18 protein-coding genes are annotated in these 24,675 nt (G+C 52.0%); 8 read left to right on the top strand and 10 right to left on the bottom strand.

Annotated features, from left to right (window positions below):
• The first annotated feature begins 178 nt into the window (after window positions 1-178).
• On the top strand, window positions 179-1,342 hold the full coding sequence (locus ACJJIE_RS21330; RefSeq protein ID WP_444892900.1) for an acyl-CoA desaturase: 1,164 nt from the start codon (window positions 179-181) through the stop codon (window positions 1,340-1,342).
• A 59-nt stretch (window positions 1,343-1,401) separates the two neighbouring features.
• Here the strand turns inward: ACJJIE_RS21330 and ACJJIE_RS21325 are convergent, their stop codons facing one another.
• From ACJJIE_RS21325 to ACJJIE_RS21300, 6 genes are all read right to left on the bottom strand, one after another.
• Complete coding sequence (locus ACJJIE_RS21325) at window positions 1,402-2,397, bottom strand: alpha-L-glutamate ligase-like protein (protein WP_444892899.1); 996 nt, start codon at window positions 2,395-2,397, stop codon at window positions 1,402-1,404.
• A gap of 8 nt (window positions 2,398-2,405) precedes the next feature.
• Complete coding sequence (locus ACJJIE_RS21320) at window positions 2,406-3,938, bottom strand: inactive transglutaminase family protein (RefSeq protein WP_108731979.1); 1,533 nt, start codon at window positions 3,936-3,938, stop codon at window positions 2,406-2,408.
• Between the two features lie 55 nt (window positions 3,939-3,993).
• A complete protein-coding gene (locus tag ACJJIE_RS21315) occupies window positions 3,994-4,677 on the bottom strand; it encodes an ATP-dependent zinc protease family protein (RefSeq protein WP_444892898.1) in 684 nt (227 codons plus the stop codon).
• Window positions 4,678-4,909: 232 nt separating this feature from the next.
• Entirely contained in the window at window positions 4,910-5,233 is a 324-nt protein-coding gene (locus ACJJIE_RS21310; RefSeq protein ID WP_282934088.1) for a YqcC family protein, read from the bottom strand.
• A 91-nt stretch (window positions 5,234-5,324) separates the two neighbouring features.
• Window positions 5,325-7,460 (bottom strand): ATP-dependent DNA helicase DinG, encoded by a 2,136-nt coding sequence (dinG, locus tag ACJJIE_RS21305; protein ID WP_444892897.1) that lies wholly within the window; start codon window positions 7,458-7,460, stop codon window positions 5,325-5,327.
• Between the two features lie 92 nt (window positions 7,461-7,552).
• Complete coding sequence (locus ACJJIE_RS21300; protein WP_413664551.1) at window positions 7,553-8,722, bottom strand: 1-acyl-sn-glycerol-3-phosphate acyltransferase; 1,170 nt, start codon at window positions 8,720-8,722, stop codon at window positions 7,553-7,555.
• A 313-nt stretch (window positions 8,723-9,035) separates the two neighbouring features.
• Here ACJJIE_RS21300 and nhaC point away from each other — a divergent pair, with 313 nt between their 5' ends.
• The 4 genes from nhaC to pgi all read left to right on the top strand — a co-directional run bounded on the left by nhaC (window position 9,036) and on the right by pgi (window position 14,174).
• Entirely contained in the window at window positions 9,036-10,502 is a 1,467-nt protein-coding gene (gene nhaC / locus ACJJIE_RS21295) for a Na+/H+ antiporter NhaC (protein ID WP_444894791.1), read from the top strand.
• Between the two features lie 19 nt (window positions 10,503-10,521).
• Window positions 10,522-11,568, top strand: coding sequence for a DUF3549 family protein (locus ACJJIE_RS21290; protein ID WP_444892896.1), 1,047 nt, complete (start codon window positions 10,522-10,524; stop codon window positions 11,566-11,568).
• Between the two features lie 465 nt (window positions 11,569-12,033).
• A complete protein-coding gene (locus ACJJIE_RS21285; RefSeq protein ID WP_157533369.1) occupies window positions 12,034-12,228 on the top strand; it encodes a hypothetical protein in 195 nt (64 codons plus the stop codon).
• Between the two features lie 320 nt (window positions 12,229-12,548).
• Complete coding sequence (pgi, locus tag ACJJIE_RS21280) at window positions 12,549-14,174, top strand: glucose-6-phosphate isomerase (protein ID WP_444892895.1); 1,626 nt, start codon at window positions 12,549-12,551, stop codon at window positions 14,172-14,174.
• A gap of 61 nt (window positions 14,175-14,235) precedes the next feature.
• Here pgi and ACJJIE_RS21275 read toward each other — a convergent pair whose 3' ends face one another.
• The 4 genes from ACJJIE_RS21275 to sbcB all read right to left on the bottom strand — a co-directional run bounded on the left by ACJJIE_RS21275 (window position 14,236) and on the right by sbcB (window position 19,248).
• On the bottom strand, window positions 14,236-15,000 hold the full coding sequence (locus ACJJIE_RS21275) for a slipin family protein (RefSeq protein WP_444892894.1): 765 nt from the start codon (window positions 14,998-15,000) through the stop codon (window positions 14,236-14,238).
• 63 nt (window positions 15,001-15,063) lie between these two features.
• A complete protein-coding gene (locus ACJJIE_RS21270) occupies window positions 15,064-16,470 on the bottom strand; it encodes an NfeD family protein (protein WP_444892893.1) in 1,407 nt (468 codons plus the stop codon).
• Between the two features lie 195 nt (window positions 16,471-16,665).
• On the bottom strand, window positions 16,666-17,682 hold the full coding sequence (locus tag ACJJIE_RS21265) for an aspartate carbamoyltransferase (RefSeq protein ID WP_413664546.1): 1,017 nt from the start codon (window positions 17,680-17,682) through the stop codon (window positions 16,666-16,668).
• Between the two features lie 111 nt (window positions 17,683-17,793).
• Entirely contained in the window at window positions 17,794-19,248 is a 1,455-nt protein-coding gene (gene sbcB, locus ACJJIE_RS21260) for an exodeoxyribonuclease I (RefSeq protein ID WP_444892892.1), read from the bottom strand.
• A gap of 142 nt (window positions 19,249-19,390) precedes the next feature.
• Between sbcB and argS the strand changes: the two genes are divergently transcribed.
• The 3 genes from argS (at window position 19,391) to ACJJIE_RS21245 (ending at window position 23,837) form a co-directional block, all read left to right on the top strand.
• The gene (argS, locus tag ACJJIE_RS21255; protein WP_444892891.1) at window positions 19,391-21,127 is read left to right on the top strand and encodes an arginine--tRNA ligase; all 1,737 of its coding nucleotides are present in this window, start codon (window positions 19,391-19,393) and stop codon (window positions 21,125-21,127) included.
• A 162-nt stretch (window positions 21,128-21,289) separates the two neighbouring features.
• Window positions 21,290-22,177 carry a dTDP-4-dehydrorhamnose reductase family protein gene (locus ACJJIE_RS21250; protein WP_444892890.1) on the top strand — a complete coding sequence of 296 codons (888 nt, stop codon included), beginning with the start codon at window positions 21,290-21,292 and terminating at the stop codon, window positions 22,175-22,177.
• Window positions 22,178-22,358: 181 nt separating this feature from the next.
• Entirely contained in the window at window positions 22,359-23,837 is a 1,479-nt protein-coding gene (locus ACJJIE_RS21245) for a nucleoside hydrolase (protein WP_444892889.1), read from the top strand.
• The last annotated feature ends 838 nt before the right edge of the window (window positions 23,838-24,675 follow it).

Genomic DNA, 24,675 nt, shown 5'->3' with positions numbered 1-24,675 from the left:
CATACTCCAGCGCTTCTGTGGAATAGCGAACCAATGCGATCCTTCAGATGGCCAAAATGCACCAAAACAATGCATTCAAGTGAAAAGCTACGAAGAAAAAGTAAAATCTGGCCAAAGGAAATACTTCCACCCCTACCTCAAAATAGTCATGGGCAATCCTCAATAAAGGGGGCCTGCTATGAACGCAACTCCTCTAAGTTCCAGCAATCAGCGAAAACGTTTTTGGATTCCCACAATTTTATTTGCCAGCACAGGTTTGTTAGCACTTACCGCAGTACCGATTTATGGATTTGTCTACGGGTACCACTGGTATCAATGGCTTGCATTTGCCATTTTTGGTGCACTTTGCAGCTTTTCTATAGCAGCAGGAAATCACAGGTTGTGGTCACACAAAAGCTACGAAGCCCACTGGTCAATTCGACTTTTATTTATTTTATTCAGTGCGGCAGCCATGCAAAACACCACTTTAAATTGGTGTGCAAGCCATAGATACCATCACCAATTTATCGACGATAACAATCGAGACCCCTATTCAGCAGGGCGCGGCTTCTGGTTCTCCCATATGGACTGGATGATGCACGAATATCCCAGCAGTTATCTCGATTACAAAAATGTTAAGGATCTTCAAAGGGACAAGTTGGTAATGTGGCAACACAATAACTATGTTCCCATCATTATCGCCATGAACCTTGGCCTACCTATAATCTTGGGGATCATTACTGGAGACGTTCTCGGTATGGTTTTGCTGGCCGGAGTATTGCGCCTTGTGGTTAATCATCACACTACTTTTATGATTAACTCATTTGGGCATTTATGGGGCCGGCGCCCCTATAAGGGATCAATCAGCGCAAGAGATAACGCTTTCCTCAACCTATTTGTATTTGGCGAGGGTTATCACAATTATCACCACACCTTTCAGATAGATTATCGAAGTGGTATTCGCTGGTTCCAGTATGACCCTACCAAATGGTTGATCAAATCATTGAGCCTTATTGGACTCACCTATAATTTAAGGGTTGCTCCACCTATTCAGATCCAAAAAGTAAAGGTAGAGCAGCTTTTCAAACAAGCCAGGGAGAAAATTGAAAAGATTAAAGATAAAGAGAGCTGGCAAGAGATTCTGGAAAGTGAGGCTCGTGGATTCGCCAAGTTATTGAAGAAGTGGAAATCCCTTCAATTTTTACGCCATGGAGAAAAACATGGTCAGCCACCCAGCGAGTGGGAACTCACTTCGATCCAAACGAAAATCCAAGAACTTGAATATGGACTCAAAATGCAAGGAAAGCGGTTAAAAACTCTAATTGAAAAAATTCGACTAACCGAAGGGGCGACCACCCCCTAACCAGGCAATAAGTATTGCTTTGCAAGATAATAAAATCGATAAACTATTAGCGGACTTTCCTAGTCGCTGGCAAATTTGCGCATGGAAAATGCCACCCGTTCATCCACATTTTTCCTGAACATTTCTTCATCAAATTTTTCGATAAAGCCCAAGCGCTCGCGCAAGCCAACACCATTGGCGATTTGGATTGCCAATCCCGGGCGCGCATTAGCCTCCAATAAGAGGGGGCCACGTTCACGATCCAGGACAATGTCACAGCCTAAATAACCCAGCCCAGTCATTTCGTAACAGCTTGCCGCCAAGCGGACCAACTCGTACCAACCTGGTACCTGCAATGCATCGAAAGGCACTTCAGTATCCGGGTGCTGGTCAATTCGCAACCCGCGCATTACCGCATGGCAACTTTTGCCCGTGGCCAGGTCGATACCAACACCTACAGCGCCCTGGTGCAAATTGGCTTTACCATCTGAGGCGTGGGTTGAGCAGCGCAGCATGGCCATCACCGGATAACCGCGAAAAACAATAACCCGCACATCAGGCACACCCTCAACAGAGTAGCGATCGAAGACCGGGTCAAAGTCCACCAGGGCCTCTACCATCACCCTGTCGGGTTTGCCACCGAGACTGTATAGGCCGCTGTGAATATTGCTCACGTGCCGCAAGATATCCAGCGCATCAATTTCAGCACCGGATATCTTTTTATATTTGTCGCCATTGCGACCGGCAATAACGAGAATACCTTTACCACCCGAGCCTCGTGCTGGCTTGATTACAAACTGCCATAGAGGGTCAATCACCTCCATAACTCGCTTGCGGCTGGCAGGGCTTTCAAATGCCTCGATCAACTCAGGCACAGGAATTCCCGCTTTTTTAGCCGCGCGCTTAGTGTTTAACTTGTCGTCGACGATGGGATATTTTTTGCGATCGTTATAGCGCGCAATATAGTCAATATTACGCGCATTCATCCCCAACACCCCCATGCGGCGCAGGGTCAGCGGAGATACCACTCCGCCGCGAACTTTATTGAAGATATGCTTAACTGAAAATTGCAGCATAACGCCCCCTAGCGAACCAGCGGACGGAAACGCATCAACTCACTGAGTCGATATCCGGTGTAGTTGCCAACCACCAGAATAAAGGCCAGCAATACCAACAGTAACTCGGGGAAGTTGAACGTCCAATGCTCAATATAGCGGTTGGTCATTACCCACCAAGCCAGTATCGCCACTAATAAGCTACCCCCGGACTGCACCACCACTTCGTAGGGGCCATCCTCCTCCCACACAATCGACATACGCTCGATAGTCCAGGCAAGGATAATCATTGGGAAGAATGTCACTGTGAGAGCCTGCTCAATGCCCAGCTTATAGCTGACCACACTGATTGCCCCCATTATTATCACCACCGTCACCACGACGGCGGCGATCCTCGACACCAATAGCAAATTGAGCCTACTGAGATAGAACCTCACCCAAAGGCCGAGGATCAGGATCAAAGTAAAAATGGCTAAACCGGTAATCAGCTGGGTTTCGATAAAGGCAATTGCCAGAAGTACCGGCATAAAGGTACCGGAGGTGCGCAGGCCCACAAATACACGCAGCAGCACCACCACCAGGGCCCCCACAGGCACCAGCAGGATCAGCTTGAAAATACTCTGCTGCTCAATGGGCAAACTGTAGATCGAGAAATCCACCAGCGCATCTTTCTCATCTTTGGTGCTGCGCATAGAGACATCGCGAGCGGGGACATCATTGGCAATCACAGAGAAAGTCACTTGGGAGTTACGACCGCCCTCAAGATCTAAAAGACTCTTGCCGCCGCGCTGCCAAATAAAGAAATTTTCCGGCACACCAGGCTGGCCACTGCTGGGTTCAAACACGATCCAACGCTTGCCATCATAGACCTCAAGCAGATCTTCTGGAGATAGTCGACGTCGATCATCCTCCAGGTAGAGGCCGCGAATACGGTGAGCGGGGATATCGGCTGTGGCCAGTACAAGCAAGGCAACATCCACAAAAGAGCGGTCGGCGTAATGACGGAAGATCAGGTTGCGATCCTGATTTTCATCGTCATTCAATTCGAATAGTAACTGGGTAGTGAGAGATTCCACATCGGAAGAGCGCTCACGGGCCTGTTCAACCAGGGAGTAAATCGCCAAGCGCACCGCTTCTTGCTCACGAGCCCCCAGGAAAGGTTTTTGTATCTCAGTGCTCAGATCCAGAGGCTGCGCCAGCGCAGCACCGGGCCGCTGGTAGACATCCAGCTGATAGAAGAGAGATTGGGGGCCTCTTGCGGCCCGGCGAGACCAAATAGCCCGATAGGCATCATCTTCTCTCGCGATATAGAAACCAAAACCGGAGGAGCTGAAGGTCTCCCCCAGTATTTCCATATTGCGCTGTTCGCGCGGGAGGGTCAGCGCGGCCTTTACCGGACCGCCATCGGCATCAAAGCCCACTTTTGCTTCGATGGTCCACACGGTGCGGTACTCACCCGGCAACAGCGGAAAACCCAACTCGAGGTTTTTATAGGCGGTCAGGCCTGCTCCTACCAATGCGAGTAACGCCGCAATTACATAAACTTGGACACGCGGCGACATTCGCCATTCCCCGTAACTCTGAGGTCCCAATTAGGAACCCAATTGGATAACTGGCCTATTTAACCCCGTCTATTTGGGGTTGGCCCTGGACATTGCGCCGGCTCACATCGACAACAGCGGCATCTTTGAGGAAGTTGCGTCCCAGCAGCATCAATAAATCAGAGCCGCCCTCATCGGTCAGGTTAACTTCGACCTGGTGGGTTATACGCCCAACAGTCAGGTTAAGCTCCACTACCGGCCTGCGCTGATTATCAAAGCCCAGGCGCTCCACTCGAACATGGCGTTTTATCGGCAGCTCTACCGAGACCGGGTCCATTTTGCTCGACTGAACAATCTGGAACCTAATCCAGTCCCTGCCATCCCGCTCGAACGGAGTCAGCTTCCTGACCCGCAGTGTGGAAGTGGGTGAACCTGTATCGACAACGGATTCCAGAATCAGGCCGGGAGGCTCTATGGCCACTTCTTCTACCGATCCCAAAACCAACTTATCTTTGGCAACGGGCACTTCGACTACTTTTTCTACAGTTCGTTCGATTACCCGCTCAACAACCTTCACTTCCGGTTCCGCACAAATCACTTCCGCAGGCTCTGGGCACTGCATCGCAAAATCTGGTGATTCTACCGGTGGTGCAACTTCCGCTGGTTGAGCGGCCCTGTCCCGCCCCGGATACATCAGTGACTCACAACCGGCGAGCACCGAAAGCGTCAACATTAACCACAGAAGGGAAAATCTCTGCATACCGACCAATTACCTCAAGCCCCATTAGCAATGCCATTCGGACCGCTACAAACGCGCGGTGTTCGCTTATCTGACGGAGAAATTGCTCCCCGCCTCAGGCAAAAGGTCGATATTAGCTCATGAGCGCGGCCACTGCACAGCGATGTCCGCCGAGTCGCGGGACTCAACACTAACAATGTGACATGCCGCCCAGAGTGATTGGGAGCACCGGGCTCAGGGAGTCAGAAGCCGGTTAGCCCTGCTGCAGGCGCTGATCGATAGTCTCCAAAATAGCCAGCAGTGCCGCAGCATCATCCCGCCCCTTGAAGAACTCTTCGGCAACCGGAGCAATACCACACTGGCCCGGTAGGGGCATCTCCCCTTCAATCAGGACCTGCATACGCGGCAAAAAAATAAATTGAAGCCACTGGGGCAAGGTCAAAGTATCCACACAAAATGGCTCGGTGCTGGCCAGGGCTTCTGCGGGTGGCGCATTATCCTGCCAAACCTGCAGGCTGCGCAGTTCAGATTCAAGGAACAGGAGCTGATCAGCGATTTCAGAATAAATAGGTTGCATAACTCATAGAACCTTCACATTTACAGCCGTGATAATACGCAATAGCCACCTGCCCAATCTGAGTAACAGCGCAAATACGACTAAAGATTTTCTAAATTTTTCGATTAAAGGGCGGCAGTGAATTGAGTATTGCCTGACCATAGCGACGGGTAACCACCCGGCGATCCAGCAAAGTGACTGTGCCGCTGTCCCCTTCTGCCCGCAGTAAGCGCCCGCAGGCCTGCACCAATTTTAGGGCTGCATCCGGCACTGTGATTTGCATAAACGGATTGCCGCCCTTAGCTTCAATCCACTCCGCCAGCGCCGCCTCAATCGGATCATCGGGCACCGCGAAAGGCAGTTTCGCAATAACCACGTGGCGGCAGTAGTCACCAGGCAAGTCCAATCCCTCGGCAAAACTTGCAAGCCCGAACAGGATACTGCTGCCACCGCCATCGATAATCTCACGGTGGCTATCCAGCAACTGCTGGCGGGATTGCTGCCCCTGCATCAGAATTCGGTTGCGCCAGGTACCAGGGAGCGCCTCGTAAACCGTCTCCATCTGGCGCCGGGAGGAAAACAGCACCAGAGCGCCACCCTCCCCTTTCAACAGGTCTGGCAACGCATCGATAATGGCGTCTGTGTGTTGCTCTGCATTGCCCGCATCTACAGCTTCCGGGGGCACTTGCAGTGTTGCACGGGAAAAATCGAAAGGACTCGGCACCACCTGATAGCTGGCATTGTCTGGAGTACCGGCACGCATTTGCAAACGATCAAATTTCCCCAAAGCTGTGAGTGTGGCCGAAGTCAGTACCGCGCCGTAACAGCGGCGCCACAAGCTGTACTCCAGGGTTTTGCCTGCGAGTATCGGTGAGCTGCAAACCTCAAAATCTGTGGAGCCGCCCCAGTCCACCAGGGTGACCCAGCGCGCCTGGGGCAATGCGCCATCAGCATCGGCACGGGCGTAATTCGCCCACAACAGAAGATTGGCCTCAGCGCGCCCATGCCAACTGCCCAACTGGGGGTACCAGCGCTCCAGATCTGCCAGGGGTACCGGCGAGTGGCCGTCCTCCATCATGCGTTGGGCGGCCTGCAACATCTTGCTGAGCAGGCTTTCCAACTCATCAAAGTCTTCCCGCAGCTTTTCCGCCAGCTGCGACATGGAATCGGGGATTACCCCACCTTCAAAGCGATGGCGGATGGTATTGCCCCGCTCATCTTCAAATTCACACAGCTCTTCAATCAGCGGCCACATCTGCTCCAACCCCTGCTTGGCAGAGGTGAGAACCGCCGGCAGCTGCTCGCCGCAGCGGTCGATCTGGGCGCCGTCACCAATCTCACCCAGCATCTGCCCCAGGGCCTTATTGGTTTGATCCAACCAACCGGTGGAAGCCCCTACGCGACTGTGGTGAGAGAAATGATTGAGAGCCTTTTCCGGTAGATGGTGGGCTTCATCAAGTACATAGATAGTCTCTTCCGGGGGCGGAAGAATCGCGCCACCACCCAGGGCCAGGTCCGCCAGCAACAGGTCGTGGTTAGCAACGATCACCTGTGTCTTGCCCAAGCTCTCTCGCGCTCGGAAGAAGCTGCAATTGGTGACATGGGGGCAGCGGCGGCCACTGCACTGGCGATGGTCAGTGGTAACCCGACTCCAATCATCCGTCTCGATCGTATCCGGCCAGTTATCCCGATCGCCATCCCAGGTACCCGATGTCAGGCTATCCGTCATCTTCTGGTAGAGAGCGACACTCTCCGCTTCCACCTGCGGGAGTTCATCTTCATAGAGACCAAGGGAAAGGCCGGTGCCGGAGGTAGAAAAGCTGGACAAGAGTTGATCCAACTTGGATAGGCAGAGATAGCGACCACGGCCCTTCGCCAGGGCAAACTCAAATTTGAGCCCGCTGTGACGAGCAACTTCTGGCAGGTCCTTGTGGATAATCTGTTCCTGCAGGGCCACCGTGGCGGTGGATATCACCAGGGTCTTGTCCTGGGCTTGGGCCAGGGGAATAGAGGCGAGAAGGTAAGCAACGGTTTTACCGGTGCCCGTACCCGCTTCAACTACACAGATATGCTCACCATCAGTCTTGTCGCTATCGCGCTCACCACTGGCATTCTGGGTGATGGAACCCAGTGAGCGGGCAATGGCGGCTACCATCAGCTTCTGCCCATAGCGGGCTTTCAGCCCTCGACCGGACAGGAATTGGCTATAGGCGCCCTGAATGGCGCTTTTGTGTTTTTCGTTGAGCACGGGGGTGAGGTCTATTCGCTAAGTGGCTGGCGCAGGGGGCGCTATTATCCACTAAGCGCCCTCTCCCCACCAGCTTCTGAACTCAGCGGGCCTTACTCATAGGCGAGGCGAGATACCACGGGATTGGCGTAGGCCTGAATAGCCTTGTCGCGCCAGCGCTCATCGACCCGAGCCATGCGCGCTTCAAACTTCTCCCGCTCTTCTTTATGTGCAGCGGGGTCCCAGGCTTTAGCCGGATATCCCACCGGTAATTGCGGAACCTCACCGTAAACCATCTCGTAGGCAATCATATTGGATGGATGCAATGTGTAGTTGCCGATAACTTGGCGATCTATTTCTTCAGCCAGGCTGTTTACATCGTTAAAATCACCTTCAATCGGCGTGCCGAAGGCGGCATGTACACGGCCTTTGTGACCGACAATGCCCTTACCAATCGAGGCCAAGTCCTCGTTCTTACCCTTCTTGTACTCGTCCTTGTGCTCGGTAACGTAAATTTCCTTGGCCTTCTGTGCATCACAGGGGTCCCATTCGTAGGAAATAGACACCGGAACAATATGCAATTTGCGCCAAAAATCGGCAAAGGGAGTTTCCCGGTCCTTAGTCATGGCGAACATGGCGCAGAGTGCCGGATTGGTGCGATCCAGGCCATCTTTGGCGCGCCCGGAACGCTGAGCGATCCACACATGCTCGTTATCGTTGACGATGGAGTGATAGATGTAATTGGACAACTGGGTTGCTGCCTGCAGCTTTTCCCGGCGACTGCCCGAGCTGCGCACCACGGTGAAGCACTTGTTCAACTTCATCAGGTCGCTGGCAAACTGCTTGCTGAGCAGGTTGTCTCCAATCGCAATGCGGGAGGTCTCATGCCCTTCGCGGAACATCGCCTGAATCATTAGCGCCGGGTCCATAGCAATGTCGCGGTGATTGCTGACAAACAGACAGGCGCGGTCCCTGGGCAGGGTGTCCAGACCAGAAATGCTCAGACCGGAGGTGGTGCGCTTGATCACCTTCTCCATATATTTGCCGACAATCTCTTGAAGATCCCGCACGTTGCGAACATTGCGGAGTTCAAAGCGCAGAAACTGACGCACCAGCCAGGCGACGGCGCCCTCCAGCTGAGCCAGTTTGGGGACAAGGAAATGCGCAGCTGCATGGGACATTTCCGGGTCGGCAATTAGCCTTTTGATAACCTCGCGCACTTCATCATCGCGATAGGGGCGCATATCCTCGAATTGAGAGGGGTCTAACTCACTTGCTCTCATGAAATACTACCTGTCGGGCCTGCCTCAGACGGCCCGCACTTATTTATTTTGCGGCTGGATCAGCCGGGACTACTGGGCGCAGAACATACCGGAAGCGTCGACGAACTGCCAGCACTGGACCCGACCAGATAGTTGACCGCAGTGATAAATCCGGTTTCGACGACCAGGTCAACGCCAAAATGCATGGATAGTGCGATGATACAAAGTGGACTTCACCGCCCCAAGCTATGAGAATAAGGCTATTAACCGCCGCCGACGGCAAAACAACGATAACGAATACGGCGCTAGCCACGCAGTCAAGCAGGAGTTCACCTTGTCTCAATCTACCCCCAGCTCAGAGCCGCGCGCTCCCAGCTTAACGGACGCCCTGATCCCTCTCGGGATTCTCGTCGCCCTGTTGTCACTATCCGTATATTTCTACGGTGCAGACTCCTCCTACGGTCCCAATCAAATAGCGCTACTGCTCTGTGCCTGCGTTGTGGCCCTAATGGGGATGAAGAACGGACACAGCTGGAACGACATGGAAGGTGGGATGCTCCATGGCATTGGCCTGGTATTTGGCGCTATTCTGATCCTACTGTCTGTAGGTGCACTTATCGGTAGCTGGATTCTGGCCGGCACAGTGCCTTCAATGATCTATTACGGCGTGCAGATTCTGTCGCCACAGTGGTTCTACGCCGCCAGCTGTATTATTTGTGCCGTAGTAGGACTAAGTATTGGCTCCAGCTGGACCACAGCGGGCACCTTGGGTGTGGCACTGATGGGAATCGCCGGCGCGCTGGGCCTATCCCTTGAGGTTACTGCCGGAGCAGTAATCTCTGGCGCCTACTTCGGTGATAAGATGTCCCCGTTATCCGACACTACCAACGTGGCCGCAGCGGTAACATCCAATGATCTGTTCCAGCATATTCGTCATATGATGTCCACAGCGATCCCGGCCTTCGCGATCGCCCTGGCGGTTTTCGCTTTCCTGGGTTTTACCTCTGAAGCCAGTTCTGCCTCCGCAACTGATATCGAATCATTGCTCACCGCCCTTAGCAGTGAGTTCAAAATTTCCCTGGTTAGCCTGCTGCCTTTGATCTTGTTGCTAGCAATGGCTTGGCGCAAAGTCCCCGCGTTCCCAACCTTGATCATTGGCTCCCTGGTTGGCTGTGCCATCGCACTGATTTTCGAACCGGAGGCCGCCCGTCGCCTCGGTGGCGGTGAAGGCGCACTGGCCCCCCTGAAAGGAGCCTGGTACAGCCTGTTTGACGGCTATAAGTCCACTTCCACCAATGAGAACGTGGCTGCATTGCTCTCCAAAGGCGGCATGAGCAGCATGCTCAACACCGTATGGCTGATCACCTCCGCCATGGCCTTCGGCGGCGCTATGGAGCGGGCCGGATTCCTTCAGGTCATCGTTCAGGGTGTTTTGTCACTGGTTAAAACAGTGGGCGGCCTGGTAACTGCCACCGTATTCACCTGCTTTGGAATGAACCTGGCCGCTGGCGATCAGTACATGGCGATTATTATTCCGGGCCGTATGTTCCGCGAAGCCTTCAAAGAAAAGGGCCTACACGGGCTTAACCTGTCCCGCACCCTCGAGGATTCCGGCACCATCACCTCTGTGCTGATTCCCTGGAATACTTGTGGTGCCTTTATGGCGGCAACGCTGGGTATCGCTACCTGGGAGTATTTGCCTTTTGCCCTATTCAATATCATCTGCCCTCTGTTGGCGATCGCCTATGGCTGGTTGCACTTTAAACAGAAGCCCATTTCTGTAGCGGCTACGGCATCTTAAGGAAATAGACAAAACCCCTATGAGTGAAAGCGGTACCCTAAGCGCCCTGATCGAGCAGGCTGATTTCAAATTGCGCTGGTTCGATCTGGGCCGGCGCTTGCAGTCGGTTTCGAAATCCACTGCGGCATCCTTCGAAGCAGGCCTGACTCCCTGGCCACACCCATACTTGCGCCAGGCCTGGACGGGCCTGCTGCTGCAACCAGCCGAAGGCGGTGAACCCATCGTCTGGTTCCTGCGATTTCCGCTGGACGAGCAGGGCAAGCTGCAACTTCAAGCCCGAGATGGATTGCTTCGCGCTCTGGCACAGGAACTCAAGCAGGGACCCGCTTCTGAATCTGCAGCGCAGCTAGACCAGCTACTGCAGCAAAGTGGCTTGCTGTTTACCCCGTCAACTGAGCGGCAGGCAGCATTCCACTCCCAAACAGCGCTTCTGCTGGGCCGCCAGCCCAGCGAACATTACGAGTCTGTCCTGCGCTATTTTGGCGACCCGGAAAATCACCGCTGGGACAACCTCGCGCTGCAAGGGATCGCCGACTTGGCCGTGCGCTGGGAAAAAGAAAGCACTTTGTTAATGCGCCAGATTGGCAAAGTCGCAGCTCCGGTTTTTATTAACCTTTGCCATTGCCTGGAAAACCAGCCGGTCGACCACCGTCTTGCGACAGCCATTATTGAGCGAGCAGAGCAAGAACTGACCGCAAACACGCCGGATATCTCGGTGGCCGCTGCTGCTATCAGGGGGATCTCTCACTCACCAGCCACAGGATTGCAACAGGCATTTATACAGTCACTTTTGGCTGAAAATGCCAGCAACCGGAATAAAGAAGTCCTGGCCGCAATAGGCAGTCGCTGCGTCCAAGATTTGGAAGGACAAGAATTGGCCGCACAGTGGGTTGGCAAGCTGGCCGATGCCGCTGACCAGCAGACTTTTAACTTACTGCTTTCCGATTTAATGTTCATTCCGAAAGTACGAATCGCCCTATTGAGTGCTATGCGTGACCCAGCAAGAAAGGAAAGTCTCGCAATAGCCTTTGGCAATTTTTTGCATGGCCCCAAACCGACACATTGACGACTAATTGATAACGCCTCTGCTGGTGCTCCCCCCATCCATTAAAGCTACTTTCACGAGTAAGAATTTTTAACAGAAAAAAACCTTACTCGTGAAACCATTTTCTTTGCATCGCAAAAAAAATCCCCAATCCATCAAACGACATTATCAGCCACAATAATAATTTTTAAGGCCCACCTCAAAATTGGCGCGATCGGTTTCAGCGCGTAGATTAAATAACCGAAATTCACCATAAAAAATGGTCGGCACAAACCACATTTTTTAAAAACCCCCTTATTTAAGTAGTTTTTTAAAATAAATTGGCGCACCTCTTTTCATAACTTGATCATTGACAGACATTTAAACCCAACGCCTATTACACTCAAATAGGCGGTACCTTTGTAGAACAGATTTTACAAAGCTGACCAACAGGTGACGTTTTATTGGCTATGCTAATGGCTAACATCAACGGAAAGGAGTTAGGGGATGAATTTCACTCCAGCCAAGTACTTAATTGGAATTATCAGTGCACTGGTTCTTGCAGGTTGCTGTAGCCCTCCGGCACCTCCAGCTTACTGCCCACCCGGCGCTGAACAAATTCCTCTATCCATGGCTTGTCCTGCAGATGCCGACTGCTGGATGGCTTCCGACAGAGTGCGCTGCATGAAGGTGGTCAAGTAAAATCTTTTTCTTGCCCGACAGCGTGGTGATTCATACTAAATGAAGGTTTGACCCAATCACTGCTGACAGACACCCGATTTACAAAGCCTTATTTAGTATGGATCACCACAAAATGCCGCTCTAACGAGCGGCATTTGTCTTTCCCCACACAGTTCCTTATCTCGAAACACTCCCTGTAATAGACTGTGATGTCTGCGGCGCTGGCCCGGCAAAGAAAATGCCGTTAGCATTGCCGCCCAGAAATAATAAATAAAATTTGATTTGTGTACGTTTTAGCCAAGTGGCAATAAAAAGGCTCAGAAGAGAACAAACCGAATACCATGACTAGTGAAACCCTGGCTTTAAGCCGTGTAGCGGCAATCTCACGGTTGAAGTCCCATTTTGACCAACATAAGTGGTCCCTGAGAGAGCTGTTTGCAACGGATCCCCAAAGGACAGATAAGTTCAGCTCAGACGCAGCCGGAATCTATCTGGATTACAGTAAAAACCACTTGCGTGAAGACACCCTTAAGTTGCTGTTGGAATATGCAGAAGAGCAGGGTCTGAACAACCAAATTACTGCGCTGGTGAACGGGGCCATTGTCAACAATACCGAACACCGCCCTGCCCTACACACCGCACTACGATTTCAGGGGCAACCGAAAACTGAACAAGAGCACGCGGTAAAAGATTGCCGCGAGCAAATGAAACAGTTTGCCGAATCGGTGCACAACCATAGCTGGCGCAGCTTCTCAGATAAGCCGATCCGCCATATTGTGAATATCGGTATCGGTGGCTCCGACCTGGGTCCGCGCATGGCGGTAGAGGCCCTCAGTCCTTGGCACAAAGACTCTATCGATATGTACTTTGTATCAAATATCGATGGCGCAGACCTCAGTGATACCCTGGCTGGTATCGATGCGGAAGAAACCCTTTTTGTGATTGCTTCCAAGTCCTTTTCTACCTTGGAAACCCGTGAAAATGCGCTGTCTGCACGTCGCTGGATATTGTCTGCCGGTTGCGATGAGTCACAGTTGGCCAAACACTTTATTGCGGTGAGCAGTAATATTACTGCTGCTCAGGATTTCGGAATTGCTCCTGAGAATATTTTCCCAATGTGGGATTGGGTGGGTGGTCGCTACTCACTCTGGTCAGCTATTGGCCTGCCCATTGTTCTCGCTTGTGGCTATGAAGTTTTTGAACAGCTTCTGCAAGGCGCCAATGCAATGGACCAGCACTTCGCCACGGCTCCATTGGAATCCAATCTACCCGTACTGATGGCGCTGACCCAATTCTGGTACCGCCAGTGCTGGCATACGACCAGCCACGTCGTACTGCCTTACGCGCAGCGCCTGGCCCGATTCCCCGCCTGGTTACAGCAGCTGGATATGGAGAGCTTGGGTAAAAGTGTCGACAAAGACGGGCAGGCATTGGGCTACCCCAGCGGCAGCGTTATCTGGGGCAGTGAAGGTACAAACGGCCAACACTCTTTCCACCAATTATTGCACCAGGGAACCGACCTTATTCCAGCAGACTTTATCGCAGTCAAGGAACCGACGTCAGAGCTCCTCGAACAGCACCGCTGGCTGCAGGCCTGTTGTATTAGCCAGAGCCAGGCGCTACTGCGAGGCAAAAGCCTGCATGAGGCCCGCCAGGAGCTGGAAGAAGCTGGTCACACTCATCGTGAGGCCCACGCCCTGGCCCCACATAAAGTGATCCCTGGTAATCGCTCCAGCAACACCCTGATCCTGGAAAAGTTAGATCCTTTCCACCTGGGCTCGCTCCTGGCACTGTACGAGCACAAGGTCTACGTTGGCGGCTGTCTGCTGGGGATCAACCCCTTTGATCAGTGGGGCGTCGAATTGGGTAAGCAGTTAAGTTCAAAAATTCATAAGGCTGCCAAGGGTGAAATTCCTCAGGATGACTGGGATAGTTCAACCCGCAGCCTGATGAAAAAGCTGCTCTAAACTCTACAAAAAAGGCCGCACTAATTAGTGCGGCCTTTTTTGATCTTTGTTAAGGGCATCATTAACTGGATGCAGAGCCCCGCTTCAGCATTGGCTCAATTAGATCCAGTGGCAACGGAAATACAATTGTAGAGCTGTTATTTGCGCCGGCAATATCAATCATGGTTTGCATATAGCGCAAAGTAATTGCGTTGGCATTTTGTGATAATTGATTTGCTGCTTCAGTCAGCTTTAAAGCCGCCTGCGCCTCCCCTTCTGCATGTATAACTTTAGCCCGCCGCGCGCGCTCCGCCTCTGCCTGCTGTGCGATAGCCCGCACCATACTTTCATCAAGATCGATATGTTTAATCTCTACATTAGTAACTTTTACACCCCAGGCATCTGTTTGCTCATCGAGTATTTTTTGGATATCCACATTAAGCTTGTCTCGCTCACATAACATCTCATCCAGCTCGTGCTTACCCAACACCGAACGCAATGTAGTTTGCGCTAACTGGCTTACAGCCTCGTGATAAAATTCCACATTAATAATTGCAGACTGTGGATTAATCACCCGGTAATAAACCACTGCGTTGACTTTAACTGAGACATTATCCCTGCTGATAACATCCTGGGTGGGCACGTCCATAACCACAGTGCGCAGATCCACGCGCTCCATAGTTTGAACAATGGGAATGATTATAATCAGTCCTGGCCCTTTCACTGTTTGGAAACGCCCCAGGAAAAATACCACCGCGCGCTCATACTCCCGCAAAATACGAATGGCATACATCAGCAGCAATATGAGTGCGACTACCAGTATCCCAAAAAAATAACTGAGCATCATTGGACTCTCCTTAATCCCACCTTAACTGTTGAGCGCTGTCATTAGCTCAATTGATTGCCCTACCTATTCCACCTCTACCCGTAAAACCATGCCGTGTTGGGCCACTACTCTAACTTTCTGACCCACCTCCAGAGGCTGGTTACAGGTCGCCTGCCAAATCTCTCCATCGAGATGCACCAAGATCTCTGCGTCCTTAACTTCGCTTACCACCGCAGAGCGACCCACAAAAGCCTGGTCTGCCGGGACTTTCGGCTGGCGTAAACTGCGTCCAACAGCGGTTAGTAGCATCAATAAAAAGACACCACTTACACCGGCAATAGCCCCAATCAGCTGTTTGGAAACCTGCATTCCCGGCACATCACTATCAATAAGCATTACAGAGCCAATCACCAATGCAATAATTCCGCCGATCCCTAAGGCGCCGAAACTCGGCATAAAAACCTCTGCCACAATTAGCAATGCGCCAACAATAATTAATGCAAGACCAGCGTAATTAATCGGTAAAACTTGTAAGGCATAAAATGCCAGAAGCAGGCAGATAACACCAACAATCCCTGGAACAAAAGCACCGGGGCTATAACCCTCAAAAATAAGCCCATAAATACCCACCAATAACAAAATATAGGCCACTTGAGGATTGGTAATCAGGGCCAGCAACTCATTGCGCCAATCCGGCTCGTAACTTTCACTTTGCAACTCGGCAATATTTTCCGGAATCGTATAATCACCGGTATCGAGCAATACTTTTCGACCGGCAACCTGGCGCAATAAATCGTCATCATTATCCGCAACAATATCGATAACATTCATTTTTAACGCTTCCGGAGCTGTCAGGGTCGCTGCTTCGCGTACAGCTTTTTCCGCCCAGTCTGCATTGCGCCCATGGCGCTGTGCCAACCCTCGGATAAACGCGACAGAGTCATTAACGACTTTGCGCTCCATGGCCGTTCCCGCAAGCGGTTTTTCTTTTTCTTCATCCTCACCGTCTTCCGCCTTTTCTTTTTTCTCTTCCTCCTGCTTTCCTCCCGGCATAGGTGTGCCCTGAGGACCGCCAATCTGCACTGGCGTGGCCGCTCCCAAGGTGGTAGCAGGAGCCATAGCGGCGATCTGGCTGGCATAGAGAATATAAGTTCCCGCACTGGCGGCGCGCGCACCAGAGGGGTAAACGTAGGTGGCAATAGGGATTGGAGACGCAAGGATATGCTGGATGATATCCCGCGAGGCCGCATCCAACCCCCCAGGAGTGTCCAGGTGCAGAATCACCAACTCTGCGCCCTGGTCCGCAGCCTCCTGCGTAGCCCGCTTGAAATAATCAGTCGTCGCGGGACCTATGGCGCCATCAATTTTGAGTATGGCTACATGGGGAAAGGGCTCTTCCTGGGCGGCACTTTTGCACACAAAAAAGCTGAGCAGCAGCGCCAGGAAAACCAGGCTGCGAAAGAACAAAACGGGCGAATTCTGCTTCGACATGCATCCATCCCTGATGCGACATCTGGCTCAACGCCAATATTTGGATATTGAGTGCCACAGCGAACAAGCAAAATCACTTTAGCATTCACGACACCCTAAACCGGAAACAAAAAACCCCGGCTAATTCCATCAGATTAACAGAATTAGCCGGGGCCTTGTTTATTTCCACCGGGATTTACGCCCAGTTGAGTAGTTTTATACCCGATTGCGTCGGCTATACCAGTTCACATCGCGGGAATATTTATCTACCTGATTCTCAACACCCAGCAACATGGCAAACAGAGCCATACGCACCAGCAAGCCATTGTCGGTCTGGCGGAAAATCGCCAGGCTCGGATGTTCATTCAGGTCGGTATCCAGTTCATTCGCCTCTGCGCGTGAATCCCGTGGCAGGGGGTGCATAATTACCGTGTTAGGCTCTGCGTGGCGGGTAAAAATAGCCTTATTCAGGCGGAATCGCCCACGGTAGCGGTTGGCCTCTTCCTGAGAGGCGAAACGCTCTTCCTGGATACGGGTGGAGTAAACAATATCCACATGGGAGATGGAGGATTCCAACTGATCGGTAACTGTCACCTCGTGCCCCGCCCCGCGCAGCATCTCCACAATCATTTCGGGCATCGCCAGTTCCGGTGGAGAAACCAGGGTAATCTGCACCTTGCCAAACAAACACAGCAGTTTACACAGGGAGTGCACCGTGCGGCCATGCTTGAGGTCGCCGATCATGGCGATACGAAAATCATCCAGGGTGCGACCGTGCGCAGCCAGCTCCTTGCGAATGGTGTAGAGGTCCAACAGTGCCTGGGTAGGGTGTTCATTGGCGCCGTCGCCGCCGTTGACCACCGGCACACGACTCGCTTCAGCAAACTCAGCCACCGACCCTTCTTTTGGGTGGCGCATACAAATCACGTCGCTATAGCCCGATAGCACTCGAGCAGTGTCGTAAAGGGATTCGCCCTTTGCCATAGCGCTGGCAGTAATTCCTACCGTTTCACGTACAGTACCGCCCAACAGATTAAAGGCGGCTCCAAAACTCAGGCGAGTACGGGTGCTCGGCTCCATAAACATATTGCCGAGAATCGCCCCTTCCAATACACGCGTTACCTTTTCACGCTGTGCATAGGGGGTCATGGCGTCAGCTACATCAAACACGCGCTCTATGTCGGCGCGCTCAAATTGGCTGACCGATAGAATATTGGCTCCGATAAAGTCCATGGTTACTCCAGTGGTTGCGCCTTGTGGGCGCCGGGTATTCGCGAGCGGCATTCTACTCGGGCACCAGGAAAGAGCCCAGTGGAAGAACGGCCGCTGACGTGATTCGACACATTAGGCGAGTAAGCTATCGCCCCAGTTCTCCAGCTCTGTGATCAGGGAGATGCGCTCCGGGTGCTGCACCCGCAGCTCAGACAGCTGGCGGAAGTAATCTTCCAGGGTGATTGAGGCCCCGGCAGTAGCGTCAGTTAAGCGCTGGAAACACCAGATCTGCCAGCGCTGGTGCTCTTCCTCAGACAGGGTCTCGGGGAAATTGCGCGCTCGCATCCGGAATAGCAGCTCGGGTAGGCGCTTATCGGTGAACGGCACTTCACCCGCCAAAGCTTCCGGACCTCGGGCCGCCAGTCCACGGTGCAGTTCACGGCAGATATCGCGGTCAGAGTCGCTGAGGAATCCACCGTAAAGGTCCGCTTCCACATCTCTCTCAGGGAATTCCCGGTCCAGGAATACGTTGTGCAGCTTTTCCGTCAAATCGATATCTTTGAGCTTCTGCCAGTTCGCCTCACAGGTTGTGCGATCGATACCCAGCTCAGCGGCGCGCTTGTCATCCAGCATATTTGCAGGCGCCAATACCGGGCACTTGTTCAAATGCACCAGTTTCAGCCCTACCGGCAACTCGCCCTCACCCAGCTTGTCGCGAGAGGTGTACAGACGTTCTCGCAGAGTGTCTGCATCCAGGCTGAGCAACGGCTCAGGGTCCATCGCCAGGTTGGCAACAATAACCGCATTGCGGTTAACCGGGTGACTGGCCAAGGGCATCACATAGGTCAAGTGACCATGGTCAGCAGAGACCTTGCCGGAAATATGCAATAGCGGACGGCGCTCGCGCATATCGATCATCTTGGCGGCCTCCTGCTTGCGGCGCAGGCGGAACACATAGTCGTACAGCTTTGGTTGCTGTTTGCGGATCAGCCTCGCCATATCAATGGTGGCGTGCACATCCGACAGCGCATCGTGGGCGCCCTCGTGGGAGATCCCATTGGCAGCGGTCAACTCTTCCAAGCGGAAGGACGGCGCACCGTCCTCACGGGTGGGCCACTGGATTCCCTCTGGGCGCAGGGCGTAGGTGAGACGCACCATATCAATAATGTCCCAGCGGCTATTGCCGGAGCGCCATTCCCGTTCATAGGGATCGAGCAGATTGCGATAAAGGGTGTAGCGAGTTACCTCGTCATCAAAACGCAAACTGTTGTAGCCCACCCCACAGGTGCCCGGCGCACCCAGTTCGGCGAGGATCCGCTGGATAAACTCTATTTCCGGCACTCCATTGGCCAGGGCTTTCTGCGGGCTAATGCCAGTCACCAGGCTCGCCATCGGCTGTGGCAGGCAATCCACTGAAGGGCGACAGTAAATCATCAATGGCTCGCCGACGATATTCAGTTCTTCGTCGGTCCTGATACCGGCAAACTGCGCCGGCTTGTCGGCACCCGGGTCTGTGCCCCAGGTTTCATAATCGTGCCAATAAAGTGTGGTAGAACTCACGGTACCTCCATAATTTGGCGGCATCATACCACCGAGAACCTCCTCGTCTGGACACCCAAGTCGAGATTTCGAGCACTCCAGACCAACTCCTTTGCCAACGCTGGTTGCAAAGCCGCCACCGCCCATTAAAATTCGGCGTTTCCACGAATTTAAGACAGCACTTCACTCTATGAATATTCGCCAGCTCCTCACCGACAAATTCCAGGCCGCCATGCTCGCCGCCGGTATCCCCGAAGAATGCGGCCCAATTGTGGCACCTGCGAAGAAAGCCGGATTTGGCGACTACCAGGCCAATGGCGCTATGGGCGCTGCCAAGCGTATGGGTACCAACCCGCGCGAGCTGGCTGGCAAGATCCTTGAGCAGCTGGATAAAGGCGATATGATCGAAAAGGTCGAGATCGCTGGCCCTGGCTTCTTAAACATCCACCTGAGTGAACAGTGGCTGAGCCAGCAACTATTGTCCGCCCAAGGCGACAAGCGCCTGAATATCGCCTCGGTTGATGAGCCCAAGACCGTAGTCATCGACTATTCCCACCCCAACCTGGCCAAGGAAATGCACGTAGGCCACCTGCGCACCACCATTATCGGTGATGCCCTGGCACGACTGTTGGAGTTCCAAGGTCACAAAGTAGTTCGCCAAAATCATATGGGCGACTGGGGCACCCAATTCGGCATGTTGCTGGCACACCTTTCCGACAAGCTGGCAGACAGTGATGCAGAAGTGGCACTGGCCGATCTGGAAGTCTTCTACCGCGAAGCCAAGGTTCGCTTTGATGACGAAGAAGGCTTTGCCGATCGCGCCCGTGAATATGTTGTAAAACTGCAAGGCGGAGATGAGCAGTGCCTGAAACTGTGGAAGCAGTTTATTGATATCTCTATCAGCCACTGCGAAGAAATCTACTCCAAGCTGAATGTCACCCTCAAACAGGAAGACGTTTACGCTGAAAGCCAGTACAACGATGATCTGCCGGTGCTGGTAAAAGAGCTGTTGGATAATGGAATCGCTGTTGAAGACCAGGGCGCGATCGTTGTTTTCCTGGAAGAGATGGCCGATAAGGAAGGCAACCCCAGCCCGATGATTATCCAGAAGAAAGGCGGCGGCTACCTGTATGCCACCACCGACCTGGCCGCTATCCGCTACCGTGCCAACCAACTCAGTGCCGACCGTATCCTATATGTTGTTGATGCTCGCCAATCCCTGCACCTACAGCAGGCCTTTGTCGCCTCACGCAAAGCGAGCTTCCTGCCAGAGTCGGTTTCTCTTGAGCATTGCGCTTTTGGCACCATGATGGGCGACGACGGTAAACCATTTAAGACCCGCACCGGCGGCACCGTAAAACTGGCAGCCCTCCTGGATGAAGCAGTAGAGCGTGCAGAGAAACTGGTGGCTGAGAAAAACCCGGAGCTGGATGCAAAAACCTGTGCAGAAATCGCGCGCAAGGTGGGCATCGGCGCGGTGAAATATGCGGACCTAAGCAAGACCCGCACTAACGATTATATCTTCAGCTGGGAATCCATGCTGAGCTTTGAGGGCAATACCGCCCCCTACCTACAGTATGCTTACACCCGCGTACGCAGTATTTTCCGTAAAGCTGGTATTGAGCCGAGCGAGCTCAAGGGTGATATCCAACTGGAAAGCCCGCAGGAACGCGCCCTGGCAATTAAACTAAGCCAATTTGGCGAAGTACTGGACCAGGTAGCCAAAGATACCTTCCCGCACGTACTCTGCACCTACTTGTACGAACTGGCCAGCGCCTATATGAGCTTCTACGAAGCCTGCCCAGTATTGAAAGAAGGCGTAAGTGAACAGCAGAAGCATAGCCGCCTGCAATTATGTAATCTAGTGGCCAGCACTATCGCTACTGGCCTCGACCTGCTTGGCATTGAAGTGATGGAGCAGATGTAAATTGCTCCAGCCCGGTATCACCTTCTGTAACTTTTCAGATAGGCAAACCGGGCAGCACCCGGGTAGGCGGCCTTCAGTTGTGGCCTACCCAACCATCCTGCGCCATCTTTTATCCCACTCAGGCCACACGTTTCCCGCCAGCCTGACAAAAGGAAATCACCCGTGAAAATACTGATTACCGGCGCCTCCGGCCTATTGGGGCGCAGTGTATTTAAACAGCTTTCCAACAATCCGGTTTTTTCTGTTACCGGTACCGCCTTTTCCCGCGCGGGAGAAAATTTAATTCGCTTGGACTTGTCCGATAGCGAAGCGGCAAAGACCTGCCTGCAACAGGTTAATCCCGATATTGTCATTCACTGCGCCGCCGAGCGCTGGCCTGATCGCTGCGCCGACAGCCCCGACACCGCCTGGCAGCTCAATGTCAGCAGCACAGAATTCCTGGCGAAATACTGTAACGAAAACGATACACAATTAGTGTATATCAGCACCGACTATGTTTTTGATGGCAGCACCCCGCCCTACAAAGCTGATGACAATCCCAACCCGGTTAACTTCTATGGCCGCAGTAAATTGGCAGGGGAAGAGGCGGTACTGAATAACGGCAACCACTGGGTATTGAGGTTGCCCTGGTTATTCGGGCCCGTTGCCTATCTGGAGGAATCCGGTATCACCGCCCTACTGGATACTTTGCGCGAGCAAAAGCCAGTCACGTTGGATCACTGGGCTATTCGTTTTCCCACCAGTGTTGAGGAAGTGGCTGAAGTACTGGAGCAATGCCTGCTAAAAATTCGTAGTGGTATGAATTTTGAAGGCATTTACCAGTGGAGTGGCGATACGGCCTGCACACGCTACGAGCTCGCACACATTATTGCCAAGGCTTGCAACCTGAATGCCGAACACCTGAGCGCTGAAAGTGAACCCAATTTTACAGTGCCACGCCCTTACAATTGCCAGCTGGATAAATCAAAACTGACAGGTATGGGAATTAGCGGTAGTGAACCCCTGGAGCAACAGCTATTACGAAATTTAAAGCCATTTATTGAAGGCTGATTTAAACAGCTTTCAGACAAAGCGCTACAGGGAAGTATCGCTGCCGGCCATGTTCCGGCTCACACCTGTGTAATATCGTTAACTCATACAACAAACGGTGCTACAAGGTGGCAATCGAGTAGATCAGGGAGGAGCTATTGGATTGCCGAGTAAAACCACTCGAATATTTAGGGAAGGATAAATGAAATTAAAACACTGGTTCTCTGTAGGAGCTCTGGTACTGGGCAGCCTAACCACATTGGCTTCTTGCAATGCGGATAGCGGACCTCACAGCAAGAAACCACACCAGGCCATCAAGATCGAGAACGCCCAACCCATTATCTGGATTGGCGACTTCAATAACTTTGACGATGCCGTAGCACTGATGCTAATCGCCAAAGACCCACGCTATACCCTGGAGCTGGCTGTCGTTGAGGACTCTTTCAATACCGTAGCGCACGGGGCCAACACTGTTTACAACATCCTCGAATGGCTGGGAAATAATGATACCCAGGTTATTCGCGGAGCCTATTTTGCCACAGAAGAAGTCGCCTACGGCGCAAACGGCAAAGCTTCAGTATCTCCGGTAAATGACGATAAGGCCGTTCTCGGCAGAGAAGACTATCAACTACCCAACTCCTCCGATTTCTCCACCGGTACCTGGAACCTGGAGCGCCGCAACGCCATGGGTATCAATCTCTACGGCCAGTATGTACCCGGCCCCTGGCGTGACAACGGCTCTACCTTATATGGAACTGACCACTTAATCCCGCGCGCAAAACAGGAGCACTACCGCTACCAAGGTAACAACGGTGTCTCCTTCAGCTTTGAGCTAGCCGAAGACATTATCCTGGAAACGATGGATAACCTGGAGCAACGCCCAGTAGTTTTCAATACCGGCAAACTCACCACCCTGGCCCGGGTACTTGGCAAAGCCAACGAAGAGCAGCTGGCTAAAATTGACCGCGTTATTATGATGGGTGGTGGCTTTGAGAATTATGAGCCGTTTACCGAGAATCACGAAGCAGCCTGCTTTGGCGATAAATCTAGAAATCTGGGCGGCAATATTTTCTCCCACCCCAGCTTCGGCTGTGACAGCGACTTCAGTACCCATCAGGAATTCAATATTCTGCTCGACCCACTGAGCGCACAATGGGCCTTCGACGCCCTGAGTAAAAATAGTATTGAAACCTATCTGGTTCCGACCAACTCAACCGATATGGCCAAAGTACAGGGCAGCACCATCGAAGCCCTCGCAGAGCGCCGCGCAACTCCGGAAGCCTGCTACACCTCCCAACTCCTCAGTTCCATTCGTGAATTTGAGGGTGGGGATTTCCAGGGTAATGGTGACTTCGCCATGGATGCCGTTATTCGCCTCTGGGATATTATCGCTGCGATGGTACTACTGGAACCTGAAACCCTGGAAATGGAATTAGTGCCCGGCTATATCACCGTCGATCAACTAGATGCAGGCCTAGCCGACAGCACAACTCCCTATGATCCGATTACCTTTGACCCAACAGTGGGAAAGACTACTTTTGCTGAGGCCGGTGAGGGCTTGGCAGTAAATGTCGTTATGGGTATAAACCACGATGCTGCGCGCTCAGCAATGATTGAACGCTTGCGTGATCGTTTTAATGCGGCGCGGAAGGGGCCCAGATGCATGAATAAATTAGACTAACTACTACTACGACTAGCAAAAGGGGACCTCTTAAATCATTTCTTCCGAAATTGAAATATAAGAAGGTTCTCTTTTTAAAAAATATCGACAAACACACAAGCTTACAATAACTTAATTCAACGAACTTATATTGATATCGGGTATTGAATATCTCCCTCATACGCCCCTCAACATATAATCAAACAATTTCTCTTAAATCCTTATACATATCGTTGGAACTAGCTCTATATCTCTATCTTTGAGTATCTGATTACGCTCAATTTGAGCATATATTATATCGCTGACACTCCCTATGCCATCGAGATAGAAAACCGTTTATACAGCGCCAAGACTTCATTACCGAACAACCCAAAATACATACCCCAAAAATCTTGACTTTATTCCACACAGAAACGACTGCAAACCTTATTTAAAGTAAATATTTCATATATTTAGAAAAACACCAACAAAACAAGATCAATTTTCTTAATCAGCATTACCAAGCTACACAACCAGCGCGTTCATAAAAGTAAAACCAACCAAAACAATTCTTAGCCACACCCACTTAAGAGTCCTAAAAATCAGAACACCAAAACCTCACCCAAAAACAATGTAAAAACATCCAACATACCGATAATCACTTCAATCCTACAAACTTAAAACCCGAGAAAAAACGAATTACCCGCACATTTTCGAACTTAAAAAACCACACACCAAAAACGCCTACTCGCCCCAACAAAACCCTTACCAAATAAATAATCGCCAGAAAATCCAATATAAATATTGCAAGCACCTTTTTGTTGATGCACAAAATTATTTTTGATAACGTCCCTGCGCAGTATTGTAGTGACAGATAATC

The organism is Microbulbifer maximicatervae (SeqCode), assembly GCF_052467325.1.
The sequence above is the reverse complement of the archived record's forward strand: the minus strand, read 5'-3'. Positions and strand labels throughout refer to the sequence as shown.